The organism is Flavobacterium sp. (assembly GCF_035292545.1).
In the GTDB taxonomy this organism is placed as follows: Bacteria; Bacteroidota; Bacteroidia; order Flavobacteriales; family Flavobacteriaceae; genus Flavobacterium.
On record NZ_DATDPV010000065.1, the window covers coordinates 1 to 16617 of the forward strand.

Consider the following 16617-nt stretch of genomic DNA (forward strand, 5'->3'; position numbering starts at 1 on the left):
ATCAATTATCCAAATTATTTCACGCCAAATGGAGATGGAATCCATGACACATGGAATATTATTGGATTAAGTTCGCAACCTAACGCAAAAATTTATATATTTGACCGTTATGGAAAACTGATCAAACAAATCAGTCCGACAGGCACAGGAGGCTGGGATGGTACGTATAACGGCCAACTAATGCCGTCGTCAGATTACTGGTTTACAGTGGACTATTTAGAAACAGGAATCAATAAAGTATTTAAAGCGCATTTCTCATTAAAAAGATAAAACCCAATGAATTTTAAAAAGAGGTATATAGTATTATTATTGTTTATATCACAAATGTCTTTTTCGCAAGAAGGGATTGCGGTATATTCAGATTATCTATCTGACAATTATTATTTAATTCACCCTTCAATGGCTGGAGCGGCTAATTGTGCTAAACTTAGGCTTACCGCACGTAAACAATGGTTTGGACAAGAAGATGCGCCTCAAATGCAGACCGCCAGTTTTAATGGCAGGGTAGGAGAAAAGTCTGGTGCGGGAATAATCATTTTTAATGATAAAAATGGATATCATTCTCAAAAAGGAGTTAAGCTTACTTATGCGCATCATATTATGTTTTCCAGAGATGAAATCGATTTAAATCAATTGTCATTTGGTATAAGCGGAGCACTAATTCAAAGTCAGCTTGATGAAACAGAATTTTTCAATTCACCACAATATGATCCTGTTGTAGCCGGATATGTTCAAAAAGATTCTTATTTCAATTTTGATATTGGAGCGTCCTATAATTATTTAGATTTTTATGCGCATTTGACGGTTAAGAATGCCGTAGAAACTAGGAGAGATATATATACTGAATATGAAAGTGATAATCTAAGAAAAATTATCGTTAGTGCCGGTTATGTTTTTGGAGATGAAGACCGTTTATTATGGGAGCCTTCTGTAATGTTTCAATCTGTTAGTCAGACTACGGAAAAATCAATTGATGTAAATTTAAAAGTTTATAAAAGTTTAGATTTTGGTAGACTTTGGGGAGGATTGTCCTATAGAAGAAGTTTTGATGGTGCTGAATTTCAAGATGGGAACGGTATTTCAACACAAAAATTGCAATACATCACTCCAATTGTTGGCGTAAATTATAAAAATTTTATGTTTGCTTATACTTATTCAAGTGTAACGGGAGCTGTGAAATTTGATAATGGTGGTTTTCACCAAATTACATTAGGGATGAATCTTTTCTGTAAAAGAGAGAAATACGAATGTAAGTGTCCGGCAATTAATTAATTGTGATATTAATATTAATTCAGTCCCGATTTTAATCGGGACTATTTTTTTTAGACTATGCTGATAAAATCTGTAAATGGAAAAAGTCCTTCTATCCCTGAAGATTGTTATGTTGCAGAAAATGCAACAATAGTAGGCGATGTAACTTTTGGTGCTTCTTGCAGTGTTTGGTTTAATGCCGTCATTCGTGGCGATGTACATTATATTAAAATTGGAAATAAAGTCAATATTCAAGACGGCGCCATTATTCACTGTACTTATCAAAAGCATCCGACGATTATTGGAAATAACGTTTCTATAGGCCATAATGCCATTGTTCATGGCTGTACGATACAAGATAATGTTTTGATTGGAATGGGAGCTATCGTGATGGATAATTGCGTTATAGAAAGCAATTCGATTGTTGCGGCGGGCGCAGTGATTACACAAAATACGGTAGTTGAATCCGGTACCATTTGGGCAGGAGTTCCTGCAAAGAAAGTCAAAGATTTAAATAAGTCTGATTTTGCCGGAGAAATCGAACGCATCTCGAATAATTATGTAATGTATTCGAGTTGGTTTAAGATTGAAAATAAAAATTACGACGAAAATCAGGAGGGGATATAAGCGGGAATGTCGAAAATCGCGCTTTAAAAATCCTTTTCAATTACGGGGTATTTATTATTTAATATATCTGAGAGGACTTTAGGATCTGCATTAGTATAGAAGATCTGGCTACTGTTACCAGAAGTATTAAATCCTATTTTTTCCTTTAAAATATGTTGTGTCTGTCTTGCGACAGCTTCACCCGAATCGATAATTTGTATATTATTGGGTAATATTTTTTTGATTTTCGGAATCAAGTATGGAAAATGACTGCATCCTAAAACCAAATAATCAATATTGGCTTCAATCATAGGAGTAAGGTAGGTGGAAAGTAATTTGTCCATTTCCGGGGAATCAATGTCTCCGTTTTCAATCAACTCTACTAGCCCGTAGCCTATTTGCTCGATGATTTTTGTATCTTGATATACTTCAACTGTTCTGTTGAAAAGTTCGCTGCTAAGCGTGCCTTTTGTTGCGAGAACTCCAATGGTTTGTGTTTTTGAATTGTGAGCAGCGGGTTTTATCGCTGGTTCGATACCAATGAAAGGAACATCGTATTTAGCCCGTAATTCTTTTATGGCATTGGTGGTTGCGGTATTGCATGCGACTACTATGATTTTACAGTTCATTTCCAGAAGCAGTTCCGTATTCTTCATGCTAAGGGCAATAATCTCTTCTTTAGATTTTCGACCATAGGGAGCATTCTTACTGTCTGCAAGATAAATGGTGTTTTCCTCTGGTAATAATTCATGGATGGCTTTCCAAATAGAAGTTCCGCCAATGCCGGAATCAAACAGGCCTATAGGTTGGTTGTTATTCATAAAAACAAATATAAAAAAAAACTGCTCAAATTGTTTGAGCAGTTTTTAAATATTTATAAAAATTCTAGATTAGAAACCTAAATCTTTTTTAACGTCAGCTGTAATTTCTGGTCCGTCAGCAAGTAAAAGGCCTTCTGAATTTAATATATATTGGTACCCTTTTGCTTTACCTACTTTTTGAATAGAAGTTTTTATTTTTTCATAAATAGGTTTAGTAATATCTTGTTCTTTTTGTTGCAATTCTTTTTGAGCATTGTCTCTGTAATCAACAATTCTTTTTTGCATTTCTTGAACTTCTTTAGAACGATCTTCGTTTATTTTGTCACCAACCGTTGCTGCTTCAGATTCGTATTTTTTAAGTTTAGTTTGGTACTCATCAACCATTGTTTTATACTGAGCATCATAAGTGGTACTCAATTTTTCTAATTGTTTTTGAGCTTCAAGCATGGCTGGCATTTTTGCCATAATTTCACTAACATTTACGTGAGCTGTTTTTTGCGCATTTGCAACTTGGCTTGTTCCCAAAAATAAAACGGCTGCTATTAGTAAAGATTTCAATTGTTTCATCATTTTAAAGTATTAATTAATTTATTGGTTTCTATTCGGTTTTATTCTCTTTTAATTTGTCTTCTTTTGCTTTTTTTGCTGCTTCTCTATCTTCTAAGATCTTTTTCTTTCTGTCTTCAATCGCTTTTTTTCTATCCTCTAAAGTCTTTGCTTTAGCGTCAGCAGTTTTCTGTTTTGCATCATCAGTTGCTTTATTATCATTTGCTTTGTCGACTTCTTTATTGTCATTAGCAGGAACCGTGCCATTTTTTTTTGCTTCTTTTTCAGCTATCAATTTTTTTCGTCTGTCTTCGGCTGCTTTTTTCTTTTCTTCAGCTGCAGCTTTTCGGTCAGCCATCAATTTTTCTCTTGCGGCTTTTTTATCGTCCAGTATCTTTTGTCTTTCGGCCAAAGCTGGATTGGCATCTTCCAGATTTTCTTTATATTCTTTAGCTTCTTCTGCTTTGAGCTGCTTTTTGGTCAATTGCTCTCTTTTTTCTGCTCTGGTTATTGCTCGAATTACCCGGTCGCTGATATCAAATCTTTTGGCAGCAAACAGCATTGTTAAATCGGAGGATTTGTCGAATATGAAATCATATTTTTGTGCCTCTGAAATATCCTGAACTGCTGTAAAAACCTGATCTTGGATAGGTTTTATCAATACTGCTTTCTGAATGATTAAATCTCCATTCGAACCAAATCTTTTTTGCTGATAATCTAATAATTCGGTTTCAAGGAACTTAATCTCTTCTTGTCTTTCATCGATAAGTTCTTTTGTTAGTAAAACTTGTTCTGTTTTTAAGGCGTCTTTAAGTTTAACGATTTCGTTTTTCTTTACCTCAACCTCTTGTTTCCATTGTTGCGCTTTTTGTTCTAATTGGTTTTTTGCTTCTGTATAGTCCGGAACATTTTGTAAAATATATTCCATGTCTATATAGCCAATTTTAACACCTCTGGTCTGCGCTTGAGTTGTCGACGAAGCTGCTATTGTTAAAAACAATAATAAAAAATGTTTTCTCATAACTTAAAAATTGTATTAGAAAATATTATGCCAAGCTTTATTTTAGAATTGTTGCCCAATGATAAAATGAGTTTCCCATCCATTTGGTTTTGTCATACCCTGAATTGGAAGTGCATCAAATCCGTAACCAAAATCGATACCTAGTAATCCAAAGGCAGGCATATAAACTCTTAAACCAAGCCCCGCAGAACGTTGCAAGACAAATGGGTTGTATTCTTTAAAGGTCTCATAAGCTGCACCGCCTTCAATAAAGGTAAGCGCATATATAGAAGCCGCCGATTTCAATGTTATTGGATATCGCAATTCTAGTGAAAATTTATTATATACTGTAGCGCCATTTTGGGCTCCAGCTTGAGGTTTTCCTTGTTCAACAGTTGGCGTCAAGGATTGATTTGGGTATCCTCTTAAACCAATTACCTCACGTCCATCTAATGCAAAGTTAGCCAATCCGTCGCCACCAAGAAAGAATCTTTCAAATGGAACTAAACCTCTATCCTGATTATAAGCACCAAGGAATCCAAATTCACCTAAAGAACGAAGCACTAATTTACCATAAATTTTTGTATACCAGTCCGCTTTGAACTTAATTTTGTAATATTCCAACCAATTAAATTTCTTTTGATCCACTTTTGCTTGGTCAACATCAGCGTCTGCAGGGCTGGTAGCTCTAACCAAAACATCTAATCCATTAACAGTTTCGGTCATAACATATTCTCCCGGTGCAACCCAATTTTCATTTGCATCGAAATAACCTACTCCTGCATTTCTTAATTTATAAGCATCCTGATTCTTTAAATTACCATAATCTATACCATTAAACAATGAATAAGGAGGCGTGAATTTTGCCGAAACGCTAAATTCAGATCCATATGTTGGAAATATAGGATTCAACCCTTTGTTGTTTCTGCTTAATCCAACGGTGTATGCAAAGTTTCTGGAAGCTCCATTTCCGAAAGTAAATAATCCAGTGTTATAATTATTTAAATCATAATATTGAAAACTTATTGAATTTGACAAAACAAATGAATCATCTGGAACGGATAATCTTTTCGCAAGTCCTACAGAAACTGACAGGATGTTAAAACTTTTGTCTTTATCTACGCGTCTGGTTTGATAGTTATTCAGGAATTGTTTGCTGTAAGACAAAGAGGTGCTGAATTGTATTGGTTTTTTTCCTCCAAACCATGGTTCAGAAAACGACATACTGTACGTCTGAAAATAAGAACTTCCTTGTAAACGTAAAGATACTTTTTGTCCATCACCCATTGGAAGTGGTTTGTATGCCTCTTTATTGAAAAGATTGCTCATCGAAAAGTTGTTAAAGGATAATCCCAACGTACCGATGAAACCGCCTCCGCCATAACCTCCCTGAAGTTCAATTTGACTTGATCCTTTTTCTACAAGTTCATATTCGATATCAACAGTACCTGCTGCCGCATCCATATTTTTGAAATTTGGTTTAATCGCTTCCGGATCAAAAAATCCTAATTGTCCAATTTCACGAATGGTTCTAACCAGTTCGTCTTTGCTATATTTTTGGCCTGGTTTTGTTCTTAATTCACGGTAAATTACTTTGTCGTTTGTTTTGTCATTTCCAATAACGGTAATTTTATTGAAATAAGTCATAGGACCTTCAGTTACCCTGATTTCAAAATCAATAGTGTCATTCGCTGTTTTTACTTCAACAGCATTAATGTTAGAATACAAGTATCCGTTGTTTTGGTATAGATTGGTAATATCTTCACCGTCAGGTTTTGTTTTATCGGCAATTCTTTTTTCAAGTAGAACTCCATTATATACATCTCCTTTTTTAACTCCAAGTACTCTGCTTAAACCTTGATCGGAGTAAACCGTGTTTCCTAAAAACTTGATGTCTCCAAAGTAATATTTATTTCCTTCTTCAATGTTTATATTAATCGATAAATCATTTTTGTCTTTGTTAAAAATGACGCTGTCAGAAACAATTCTGGCATCCCGATATCCTTTTTCTTTATACTTATCAATGATTTTTACTAAATCTTCCTTGTATTTGTCTTTGATGAATTTTGAACCTTTCCAAACGCGTAAAACATTTTTTTGTTTGGTGTTTGACATCGTTTTGCGAAGTTTCGCATCGGTAAATTTTTCATTGCCGTTAAATGCGATTTCTTTTATTTTAATCTTGCTGCCTTTATCGATAGCGATAAGCATTTTTACCTGATTGGTTGTATCCGGAACCGTATTGATGTTTACTTTAGCATTGTAATAGCCATCTTTTCTATATTTATTTTCAATATAGTTTTTAGTGGTAGTGATTAAGTTTTCATTCACCACTTTGCCTTTGGTCAATCCGTTATCTTTGATTAAAACCTCTGTTTTATTTTTCTTAATTCCTGTGAATTTTACCTCGCTCAGCTTTGGTAATTCTACGATTTTTAGTTCAAGGAAGATGCTGTCGCCTTGAATTTTATTGACATAAAAATCAATTTCGCTAAAAAGACCCAACTTGCCCAATTTCTTGATGGCATTGCTGATTTCTTCTCCTGGCACGGTGATTTTTTGCCCTTTTTCAAGTCCGGCAAAAGTGACAACAGTTTGTTCATTGAAACTTATTTTGCCCGTAACGTCTACATCGGCTAAAATGTATTTTGTTCCTTGATCAAAAGGAACCCTTTCTTGGGCTTTTATCTGAGAAATACTTCCAAAAAGTAATAGGGTAATGAAGATTTTTACGCTTTTATTTAACACTAAAAAATTATTTAATTTGTTCACTTGTTTTTCCAAATCTACGTTCTCTTTTTTGATAGCTAATGATTGCCTCATACAAATCTTCATCTTTAAAGTCTGGCCATAAAACATCCGTAAAATACAACTCTGCATAGGCGATTTGCCATAACAAAAAGTTGCTGATTCGGTGCTCTCCGCTGGTTCTGATTAATAAATCTACGTCTGGTAAATTTTGCGTGTAAAGATGCTGATTAATAATTGATTCGTCAATACTGTCTATTGAAATTATATTATTTTTAACTTTATTACTAATGTTCTTCACCGCATTTATGAGTTCTTCCCGTGAGCCATAGCTTAAAGCCAGTGTCAATACCATTCTGGAATTGTCTTTGGTCTTGCTGATTACTTCGTGAAGTTCTTTTTGTGCTGATTTTGGTAACAGATCAAGATTGCCAATTGAGTTCAATCGGATGTTGTTGTCTTGAAGTGTTTTAAGTTCGTTTTTTAATGATTTTATTAATAATTTCATTAAAATATCGACCTCTAATTTTGGTCTATTCCAGTTTTCTGTAGAAAAAGCATATAGGGTTAAGTTCTCCACACCGAGTTTGGCGCAAGTTTCTACAACGGTTCTCACGGATTTTGTTCCGCTTTCATGACCAAAAGCCCTTAGCAAACCTTTTTGTTTAGCCCAACGACCATTACCATCCATAATGATAGCAAGGTGTTTGGGTAAATTATTTTTATCTATACTGTCTATTAAACTCATTTTTTATTCTGCACAATAACATGGTTTGTTCCCAAAGGTGTACGTAAGTGTTAATCCTGTAAAAACATACCAATCGTTACTATTAATATTCCCAAATTTTAAAGTTTCCAAATTCTTGTTCTTCGGATTACTTCCATCTATATTATCTGTAAAAGTATATCTTGCCCCAACCTCAAATCCTAAGATAAAATGCGGCATGATATTCGATTTCAATCCTACTGTCATCGGAATGGCAAAACCTCCGTCAGCATAATCCACTTTTGTTTCGCCGCCAACAATAAACAGCTGGTCATAGCCAAAATAACTTACGCCTGAATATACATAAGGTGTGATTTTCTTTTCGATATCATGTAAATTGAAATCAAAAAAGTTAAATTCAAAGCCTAAAGATACTTCTTTTATGGTATTTTCAAAACTATAGCCTCTTTCGTTTCTCCCGGGAGTTTTTGCATCACGGTCATCCGAAGTGATCTTTGACTGTGTATAGGAAAATCTCCAGGAATGTCTGGGGCTTTTATTCCATTTGTATAAAACACCTAAAGCCGGTTCATTTGGCGCAATATAACTTGTCGGACCAATATCTCCAATATAATTGCTGCCCCCAAGAAATACGCCAACTTCGTGAATTTGTGCATTTATTGAAGTTAGGCCAAAAAAGCAAAAAAGCAAAACGAAAATTCTATTCATGATTTGAAAATAGCGTGCAAATATAATAATTATGACTACTAATCAGACATCAAATTAGTATTTCTGTTAAATTATATTTATTCTGGTTTTTAAAAAATTGATTTTATCCCTAATTGAATAAAATAAGAAACGAAAATTATAGCTATTGTAGTATAAAAGAGCATCAAAATAAGGTTAATTTCTTTTGTCTTCACCCCAAAGTAATTTGTTTCTAAGGGTTTTCAGGAAAGTTTCTTCGGGAATTTCGACCATGTTTATTTTGAAAGGGGTTTTCTTAATAGTCAAAATCGATTCGTTTTTTATGGAAGCAATTCTGGAATCCAAAGAAACTAAATAATGGTCTTCCCGTCCGGAAACTTTCAATCGGATTTCGGTTTTGTCAGGAATAACCAATGGTCTTGCATTTAAATTATGCGGGGCAATGGGAGTGATGACCAGACTTTTTACATCGGGAGTCAAAACCGGTCCGCCACAACTCATAGAATAGCCGGTGGAACCTGTTGGGGTAGAGATTATTAAGCCATCAGCCCAATAGGAATTCAGATATTCGCCGTTCAAGGAAGTTTCTATAGTAATCATCGAAGCGGTATCTTTCCGACTCACGGTAATCTCGTTCATCGCAAAATTAATTTCCTGAATTTCAGGATTTTTTGGAGAACAGCTTAAACTCAATAATGTTCTTGGGGAAATAGTGTATTTTTTGTCGATTACAATTTGTAAAAATCGCTCGATATTCTCTTTTTGAACTGTTGCTAAAAAACCCAGCCTTCCTGCGTTTATTCCCAGAATTGGAATCCCGGAATTTCTAACCAATGTAGCTGCTCGAAGAATAGTTCCGTCGCCGCCAATACTAATCAGCATGTCAAAACTCGAATTCAATTCTTCATGTGATGTAAAGGTTTTGTAGCCGTTTTTCAGGAGTCCTTTTTCATAAAGCATCTTTAAAAAAGCTGCTTCGATAACCAATTCGATATTATTTTTGTTTAAAAAAACAAATATGTCATTAATAATAGGTTCTGTTCCGTTCTGATAATACTGTCCGTAGATGGCTACTTTCATAAATTACATATTTAAATATTTATCCAAATAATCCGATCGTTCTTTCAAACTATTCAAATAATTATCTTCCTGATGTTCCGAAACGATTTCATAACTAAATCGTCTGAAAGTCTGGATAATCTCATTCATCCCGCCCAATGCCATTTTTATGGTAACTTGAACCATTTCGGACGTGGCTTCCGATATAAACAAGCCTAAAACTTTTCCATTATTGCTTTCCACAATTTGAATAACCTGACTCATGGAAAAATCAATGATGTTTTTTTTGACTATAATAATGCCGCCTTGTTCTTTTAAAAAGGGAGTTTCATAGAAAAACTTAATAATATTTGTTATCTCATAGTAGCCTACATATTTATTGGCATCATCAAGAACTGGAATGATATTGGTATGGTTGCGGGCAAAAATTTCTAAAACATCAAGCCAAATCATATTGGTTCGGGCATAAAAACCTTCTAAAGCATAACGATAGTGTTTTATTTTTTTGTCAGATTCAAAAGTTTCAGCATCATCTGCTGCGAGGCTTCCAATATAGATGCCGTCTTCCAATACAGGAAAATGCGAAAAAGGTGCTTTCGCAAAAAAATCCTGAACAGATTCGATAGATTCTAAACTGTCTATCGCCTTGTAATCATTGTCGATATATTCTGTAATTTCTAGCATAAAAAATTTGTCCCTAATCGACTGCAAAATAATCAAAATTTAGCACAAAACACCGTGTTTAACTTTGTATTTTTGTGGTAAATTAGGCTAAAACCCATTTGTAAAAGTATTCTCATGACAAAATTAAGCGTAAATATCAATAAAATAGCCACTTTAAGAAACGCGCGTGGTGGTAATGTACCTGATTTATTGCAGGTTGCAAAAGACATTCAGAAATTTGGCGCACAAGGAATTACCATTCATCCGCGACCTGACGAACGTCATATTCGCTATCAGGATGCCCGCGATTTGAAATCGATTGTGTACACCGAATACAATATAGAAGGGAATCCCGATAAAAAATTCATCGATTTAGTGTTGGAAGTGAAACCGACACAAGTGACTTTGGTTCCCGATGCCATCGATGCCATTACCTCAAACGCAGGTTGGAATACCATCAAACACAAAGATTTTTTAAAAGAAATCGTACAGGAATTTCAAAGAAACAACATCCGAACTTCGATATTTGTCGATCCGGTTCTTGAAATGATTCAGGGCGCCGCAGCCATTGGAACCGAAAGAATAGAATTATACACCGAAGCTTTTGCTCACGAGTACGGTTTGGGAAACAAAAACGGAATCCAGCCTTATATTGCTTCGGCAAATCTGGCCAACGAATTGGGATTGGGAATTAATGCCGGACATGATTTGAGTTTGGATAATATTCAGTTTTTCAAACAAAATATTCCAAATTTATTGGAGGTTTCCATCGGTCATGCGCTAATTTCTGAAGCCATTTATCTCGGATTGGAAAATGTGGTAAACATGTATTTACAAAAATTAAAATAAAATAATTTGGGCGTGACCACAAGGGTCGGGCTGTATGCTGCAAGTCCTCGCAAAACTCCATTTCATTCCGTTTTGCTGCGGGCTTTCCACTACCATCCCTCACGCAAAAAAACTAAAGCTAAAAATGATGTTATATTCAAAAATAGAAGGCGAAGGAAAACCGTTAGTAATTCTTCACGGATTCCTCGGCATGTCCGATAATTGGAAAACCCTTGGCACACAATATGCTCAGGAAGGTTTCCAGGTTCACATGCTTGATTTACGCAACCACGGACGAAGTTTCCATTCGGAACAGTTTGATTATGAAGTCATGGTTCAGGATGTTTTGGCTTATTGCGAAGCAAACAATCTGATATCCATCAATATTCTCGGACATTCTATGGGTGGAAAAATCGCGATGCTTTATGCGACAACTTATCCGGAAAAAGTTGAGAAATTAATTGTGGCTGATATCGGGCCTAAATTTTATCCACAACACCATCAAGCCATTTTAGAAGGACTGAATGCCGTAGATTTTTCTCAAAAACCAACACGAACCGAAGTAGAGGAAACGCTGGCTAAATATATCACGGATTTCGGAACCCGTCAGTTCTTAATGAAAAGCCTGTATTGGAAAGAACCTGGTCAATTAGCGTTTCGATTTAATCTGGATGTTTTCAATAAAAGCATGGAACAAATTGGAACGGCACTTCCCGAAAATGCCATTTTCGAAAAATCAACCTTATTTCTTCGCGGAGCAAATTCAAATTACATTTTAGAAGAAGATTTTTCAACAATCAAACATCATTTCCCAACGGCTGAAATCATTACCATTAAAAATGCAGGACATTGGCTGCATGCTGAAAATCCAGAAGATTTCTATCAGGCGACAATTTCTTTTTTAAAATAAAAACAATAAAAAAACCTTTTCAATTTCTCGAAAAGGTTTTTTTTTATTGTTATGAAAAACTAAAGTTTAGTTTTTCATAATTTTTAAAGTTTGAGTAGCGCCTAAATCATTAGTTGCTTTTAGAACGTAAGCCCCCGTTTGAAGAGAAGACAAATCTAGAGTCACATCATTTAAAGCACTGAATTTAGAGTGATAGACTTGTTTTCCTAAAATGTCAAAAACAGTTACTTCATTAATTGTAGCTCCCGTCAATTGAATGGTGCCATTGGTTGGGTTTGGAGTAGCCATGATTTGTTTTATGGTATCGAAATCATTTACGCCAAGGGTTCCGCTAAATTTAAAAATTCCGCCTGTTGTTGAATTTGTGTTAAAGCCACCACACCATCCGGTACTTCCGTTAATAAACGAAACATAACCTCTTTGTGTTCCGGTATCAATAGTAGTCCAAGTTAAGCCGTTATTAGAACTATAGGCAGAACCCGCAACCGAAGGAGGTGTTGCGTTAATTCCTGTGGCTACAATTGTTGTTGTGTTAGGGATATAAGATAGGGCTCTGTTGTAACCTCCGGTGTAATTTGCAGCAGGACTCCAAGTAGTGCCTCCGTTTGCTGTAGTATATAACTTATATGTGGCACCTGTATCTAATGTTCCTAAAATAACACCATTATTATTGTCGCTAAAATAAACTTTGCCATTCACTGCAAGACTACCAAAATCAGAAATAGGGGTTGAAAGTTTTGTCCAAGTAACGCCCATATCAGTAGTACGATATAGTTTACCTTTGTTAGTTGTAAACCACATAGAATTTCCGGCAGCTATTACTCCGCCATTATAACCATATTCTCCAATTCCAGGGTTTTCTATGGAAGCTCCAGGAACAGCTGTCCAAGTTGTGCCGCCGTCAATAGTTTTATAAACTTCAAAATCGATGCCGACTGGATCTCCTACAGTTATGCCATTATTTGCATCAAAGAAATGGACGCCATTAAACCAGGATTGGTTGGTAGTCACGTATGCAGTGGGATTTTGTTGTGTCCAAGTAAGACCACTGTTAATAGTTTTCCATACGCCTCCAAGTCCAATGTTATTATCAAAAGCACCAACCCAAGCAGTTGTACTGCTAACAGGCGAAATATTCGTAAGACTAAGAGTAGTATTGCCAACATTTACAATGCCGGGAGTCCATGTGGTACCGCCATTCGCGGTTCTTGTAAACTCTTGAATATTAGCTCCTGCAACGCCGTCATAGGCCAGAGCCCAAACGTTGTTGACATCAACTATTTTGATTTCACTTATTCCCCGGCTAGGTGTAGTAAAACCGGTGTTTTGGGTTACCCATGACTGAGAATAAATAGATCCGCTTGCGAATAGGAACAATAAAGAAAGTAATAATTTTTTCATAATTTATTGAATTAATTGTTATTGTTTTCTCAAATATATGTATAATATCTTGATTTACATGTTCATAAGCATGAATAATATGTATTTTCTCATTAAATAGGATGATTTTATAATTTTGGTGTTTAATATTTAAAATTTATTTTTATATTTAGATTTAAAAAACAAAACACTATGAATTTAATAATCAGAATTTTATTAACGGCAGTTTTAGTAATGCTAATTGACTATTTTATGCCAGGGATTACGGTGGCTAATTTCACAACATCGGTCATTGTTGCTGTGGTTTTAGGATTACTTAATATTTTTGTAAAACCGCTAATAGTGTTGTTTACACTTCCGGTTACCATCATAACTTTAGGTTTGTTTCTTTTAGTTATTAATGCAGCGATGATATTATTATGTTCAGAAATTGTAGGAGGTTTTAATGTTAACTCATTTTGGACAGCTTTACTTTTTAGTATCATCCTTTCCGTTTTACAATCGATCATGTATCGGTTAACTAATGGGGATAATTAAAAATATTTTGTAAGTAAGATATATTCAACGTTAAAATTCAATATCCTAAAAACTTGGTTGGGTTGCAAAAATGTTATAATTTTGCAACCCAATTTTATTATGTAAATTAAGAAAGAAAATGGATATCAAAAGAGTAGCAATAAACGCTGTAAATGAAGTGATTGTAATGACAGTTGTTCCAATGGATTACAAAGGTCAGGTGCAAAAAAGAATAAATGAAAAAATGCCTTTAGCCACCGTTAAAGGATTTAGAAAAGGGGCCGTGCCAAAAGATCTTGTTGAAAAACAATATGGTAAAGCCATCAAAATAGAAGAAGTTGAAAAAGTAATAGATTTGGCACTTAGCCGTTTTGTTCAGTCAGAGAGATTAAATCTTCTTGGCACACCACTTCCTAAAATCAATGAAAACTTTTCTTGGGATGAAGATGAGTTGGTTTTTGAATATGAAATTGGTTTAGTTCCGGAATTTGAAATTGATTTAGAAGCAAAAAATGATATTGTAAAATATGTGATTTCTGCTGATGATGAAATGATTAACGAGCAAGTAACCCGTATCCAAAAACAATTCGGAAAAGCAATTCCTCAGGATGTGGTTGATGCCAACTCTGATGTAACCGGAACATTCACAAACGAAGAAAAAGGAATCAATAATACAACCACTTTTTCTTTAGATATTTTTAAAGATAAAAAAACAGCCGAAAAATTCATTGGTAAAAAAGTAGGTGATGTGGTAACAATCAATACAAAAGGTTTATTTGAAGATGTTCACCAATTAATGGATTTCTTAAAAGTAAGCCACGATGAAGTGCATACTCTTGAAGTGGATGTAGATTTTACTATCGAAGCAATCAATGCTGCTGAATTAGCAGAATTGAACCAAGAATTGTTTGACAGATTATTCGGAGCAGGAAATGTAGCTACTCTTGAAGAATTGAAAGCAAAAATCAAGGAAGATGCTGAAAGTCAATTCGCACAACAAGCAGACCAAAAATTAATGAGTGATGTAACCGATTTCTTAATCGAAAACACCAAATTTGATTTGCCATCTGAATTCTTAAAAAAATGGTTGCAAACCGTTGGCGAAAAACAACTTACTCCAGCGGAAGCTGAAGTAGAGTACGCAAGATCAGAAAAAGGATTGCGTTTTCAATTAATCGAAGGAAAAGCATTGGCACAAAGCAACATTCAAATCACTTTTGAAGATTTGAAAACGTTTACTACAAATGCAATTCGTCAGCAAATGGCACAATTCGGACAAACAAATCCTACAGATGCAGAAGTGCAGGGGATTGTGGCGAAAGTATTATCAAACCAGGAAGAAGTAAAAAAACTTTCAGATCAGGTAGTAGGAGAAAAAATGCTAAACTTATTCAAAGAAAAAGCAAACGCAAAAACTAAAGAAGTTTCTTACCAAGAGTTTATTAAAGAATCATACGGAGAATAAATTTTAGAAAAAATCAGTATCTTTGAGCGTCAAACGGAATAGTTTGGCGCTTTTTTCTGTTTAATAAAAAAAGATAAAATACTATGAACTACGGTAAAGAATTCAAAAAATTTGCTACAAAACACCACGGTGTTAACAGTATGTATTATGATAAAATCGTAAATACAATGACGCCACAGGGGATGACTCCATATATTATAGAAGAACGCCAATTAAATATCTCTCAATTAGACGTTTTTTCAAGATTGATGATGGACCGGATTATTTTCCTTGGAACCGGAATTGACGATCAGATTGCGAACATTGTTCAGGCGCAATTATTGTTTTTAGAAAGTGCCGATGCGTCAAAAGATATTCAAATCTACATCAATTCTCCAGGCGGAAGTGTTTATGCAGGATTGGGGATTTACGACACTATGCAATACATCAAACCTGATGTGGCAACAATTTGCACAGGAATGGCGGCATCAATGGGAGCAGTTTTGTTATGTGCAGGAGCTGTCGGAAAACGTTCTGCTTTGCCACATTCAAGAGTGATGATCCACCAGCCATCTGGTGGAGCACAAGGGGTTGCGACAGATATGGAAATCAACTTGCGTGAAATGTTGAAACTGAAAGAAGAATTGTATAAAATTATTTCACAACATTCAGGTCAGACTTATGAAAAAGTACATTTGGATAGTGAGCGCGATTATTGGATGATTGCCGATGAAGCAAAAACATATGGAATGATTGATGAAGTGTTGAGAAGAAGTTAAATTAAAATAGTACAAGGTTTAAGTTTTGAAGTTCAGGTAACTTTAAATTTTAAGCTTTAAAGAAAGAAAAGATGGCGAAAGAAGTATTAGAATGTTCATTTTGTGGTAGGAAAAAACCAGAAACCAATTTATTGATTGCTGGAATTAATGCACACATTTGCGACAAATGTATTGAGCAGGCACACGGAATTGTAATTGAAGAATTAAAACAGAACAAAAAACATGGCGGTTTAGTGACGGATTTGGTGCTGAAAAAACCAAAGGAAATCAGAGCCTTCCTGGATAAATATGTTATTGGTCAGGACCAAACCAAAAAAGTAATGTCGGTTGCCGTTTACAATCATTACAAACGATTGATGCAACAGGAATTAGATGATGATGTAGAAATTGAAAAAAGTAACATCATTATGGTGGGTCAAACCGGAACCGGAAAAACATTGGTGGCCAAAACCATCGCGAAAATGTTAGATGTTCCTTTGGCCATTGTGGATGCTACCGTTTTGACAGAAGCAGGTTATGTTGGTGAAGATGTCGAAAGTATTTTGACGCGTTTGCTACAGGCTGCCGATTATGATGTAGCTAAAGCCGAAAGAGGAATCGTTTTTATTGATGAGATTGATAAAATTGCCCGTAAAGGGGATAATCCATCCAT

General features: G+C 35.0%; 18 protein-coding genes. 9 read left to right on the forward strand and 9 right to left on the reverse strand.

From position 1 onward, the window contains the following. The 3 genes from VI621_RS10955 to VI621_RS10965 all read left to right on the forward strand — a co-directional run. Positions 1-270: T9SS type B sorting domain-containing protein (locus VI621_RS10955; RefSeq protein WP_324218427.1), on the forward strand; the 270-nt coding region annotated here is incomplete at its 5' end. 6 nt (positions 271-276) lie between these two features. Next, positions 277-1272, forward strand: a complete 996-nt coding sequence (locus tag VI621_RS10960; RefSeq protein ID WP_324218428.1) for a type IX secretion system membrane protein PorP/SprF — start codon at positions 277-279, stop codon at positions 1270-1272. A gap of 57 nt (positions 1273-1329) precedes the next feature. Further along, a complete protein-coding gene (locus VI621_RS10965; RefSeq protein ID WP_324218429.1) occupies positions 1330-1878 on the forward strand; it encodes a gamma carbonic anhydrase family protein in 549 nt (182 codons plus the stop codon). Positions 1879-1901: 23 nt separating this feature from the next. On the opposite strand, the gene murI is transcribed toward VI621_RS10965, so the two are convergent. From murI to VI621_RS11005, 8 genes are all read right to left on the reverse strand, one after another. Next, positions 1902-2678, reverse strand: a complete 777-nt coding sequence (murI, locus tag VI621_RS10970) for a glutamate racemase (protein WP_324218430.1) — start codon at positions 2676-2678, stop codon at positions 1902-1904. Positions 2679-2747: 69 nt separating this feature from the next. Further along, on the reverse strand, positions 2748-3245 hold the full coding sequence (locus VI621_RS10975; RefSeq protein WP_324218443.1) for an OmpH family outer membrane protein: 498 nt from the start codon (positions 3243-3245) through the stop codon (positions 2748-2750). Between the two features lie 31 nt (positions 3246-3276). Beyond that, complete coding sequence (locus VI621_RS10980; protein WP_324218431.1) at positions 3277-4245, reverse strand: OmpH family outer membrane protein; 969 nt, start codon at positions 4243-4245, stop codon at positions 3277-3279. A 42-nt stretch (positions 4246-4287) separates the two neighbouring features. Continuing rightward, positions 4288-7047: an outer membrane protein assembly factor BamA gene (gene bamA, locus VI621_RS10985; protein ID WP_324218432.1), complete on the reverse strand. Its 2760-nt coding sequence runs from the start codon at positions 7045-7047 to the stop codon at positions 4288-4290. Next, positions 6980-7720: an isoprenyl transferase gene (locus tag VI621_RS10990; protein ID WP_324218433.1), complete on the reverse strand. Its 741-nt coding sequence runs from the start codon at positions 7718-7720 to the stop codon at positions 6980-6982. Before VI621_RS10990 ends, bamA begins: the two co-directional genes overlap by 68 nt. 3 nt (positions 7721-7723) lie before the next feature. Further along, positions 7724-8407, reverse strand: a complete 684-nt coding sequence (locus VI621_RS10995; protein ID WP_324218434.1) for a DUF6089 family protein — start codon at positions 8405-8407, stop codon at positions 7724-7726. A 174-nt stretch (positions 8408-8581) separates the two neighbouring features. After that, entirely contained in the window at positions 8582-9466 is an 885-nt protein-coding gene (locus VI621_RS11000; protein ID WP_324218435.1) for an NAD kinase, read from the reverse strand. A gap of 3 nt (positions 9467-9469) precedes the next feature. Then, a complete protein-coding gene (locus tag VI621_RS11005) occupies positions 9470-10129 on the reverse strand; it encodes a CBS domain-containing protein (protein WP_324218436.1) in 660 nt (219 codons plus the stop codon). A gap of 114 nt (positions 10130-10243) precedes the next feature. On the opposite strand from VI621_RS11005, the gene VI621_RS11010 reads away from it, so the two are divergent. Both VI621_RS11010 and VI621_RS11015 read left to right on the forward strand, forming a co-directional pair. Further along, positions 10244-10957: a pyridoxine 5'-phosphate synthase gene (locus VI621_RS11010; protein WP_324218437.1), complete on the forward strand. Its 714-nt coding sequence runs from the start codon at positions 10244-10246 to the stop codon at positions 10955-10957. Positions 10958-11084: 127 nt separating this feature from the next. Then, the gene (locus VI621_RS11015; protein WP_324218444.1) at positions 11085-11846 is read left to right on the forward strand and encodes an alpha/beta fold hydrolase; all 762 of its coding nucleotides are present in this window, start codon (positions 11085-11087) and stop codon (positions 11844-11846) included. Between the two features lie 66 nt (positions 11847-11912). Here VI621_RS11015 and VI621_RS11020 read toward each other — a convergent pair whose 3' ends face one another. Beyond that, positions 11913-13247, reverse strand: a complete 1335-nt coding sequence (locus tag VI621_RS11020) for a T9SS type A sorting domain-containing protein (RefSeq protein ID WP_324218438.1) — start codon at positions 13245-13247, stop codon at positions 11913-11915. Positions 13248-13418: 171 nt separating this feature from the next. Between VI621_RS11020 and VI621_RS11025 the strand changes: the two genes are divergently transcribed. From VI621_RS11025 to VI621_RS11040, 4 genes are all read left to right on the forward strand, one after another. Further along, positions 13419-13763 (forward strand): phage holin family protein, encoded by a 345-nt coding sequence (locus VI621_RS11025; RefSeq protein ID WP_324218439.1) that lies wholly within the window; start codon positions 13419-13421, stop codon positions 13761-13763. A 118-nt stretch (positions 13764-13881) separates the two neighbouring features. Beyond that, the gene (locus tag VI621_RS11030; protein ID WP_324218440.1) at positions 13882-15207 is read left to right on the forward strand and encodes a trigger factor; all 1326 of its coding nucleotides are present in this window, start codon (positions 13882-13884) and stop codon (positions 15205-15207) included. An 83-nt stretch (positions 15208-15290) separates the two neighbouring features. Next, positions 15291-15965, forward strand: coding sequence for an ATP-dependent Clp endopeptidase proteolytic subunit ClpP (clpP, locus tag VI621_RS11035; protein WP_324218441.1), 675 nt, complete (start codon positions 15291-15293; stop codon positions 15963-15965). Positions 15966-16036: 71 nt separating this feature from the next. Beyond that, a partial coding sequence (locus VI621_RS11040; RefSeq protein WP_324218442.1) for a ClpX C4-type zinc finger protein occupies positions 16037-16617 on the forward strand: 581 nt, incomplete at its 3' end.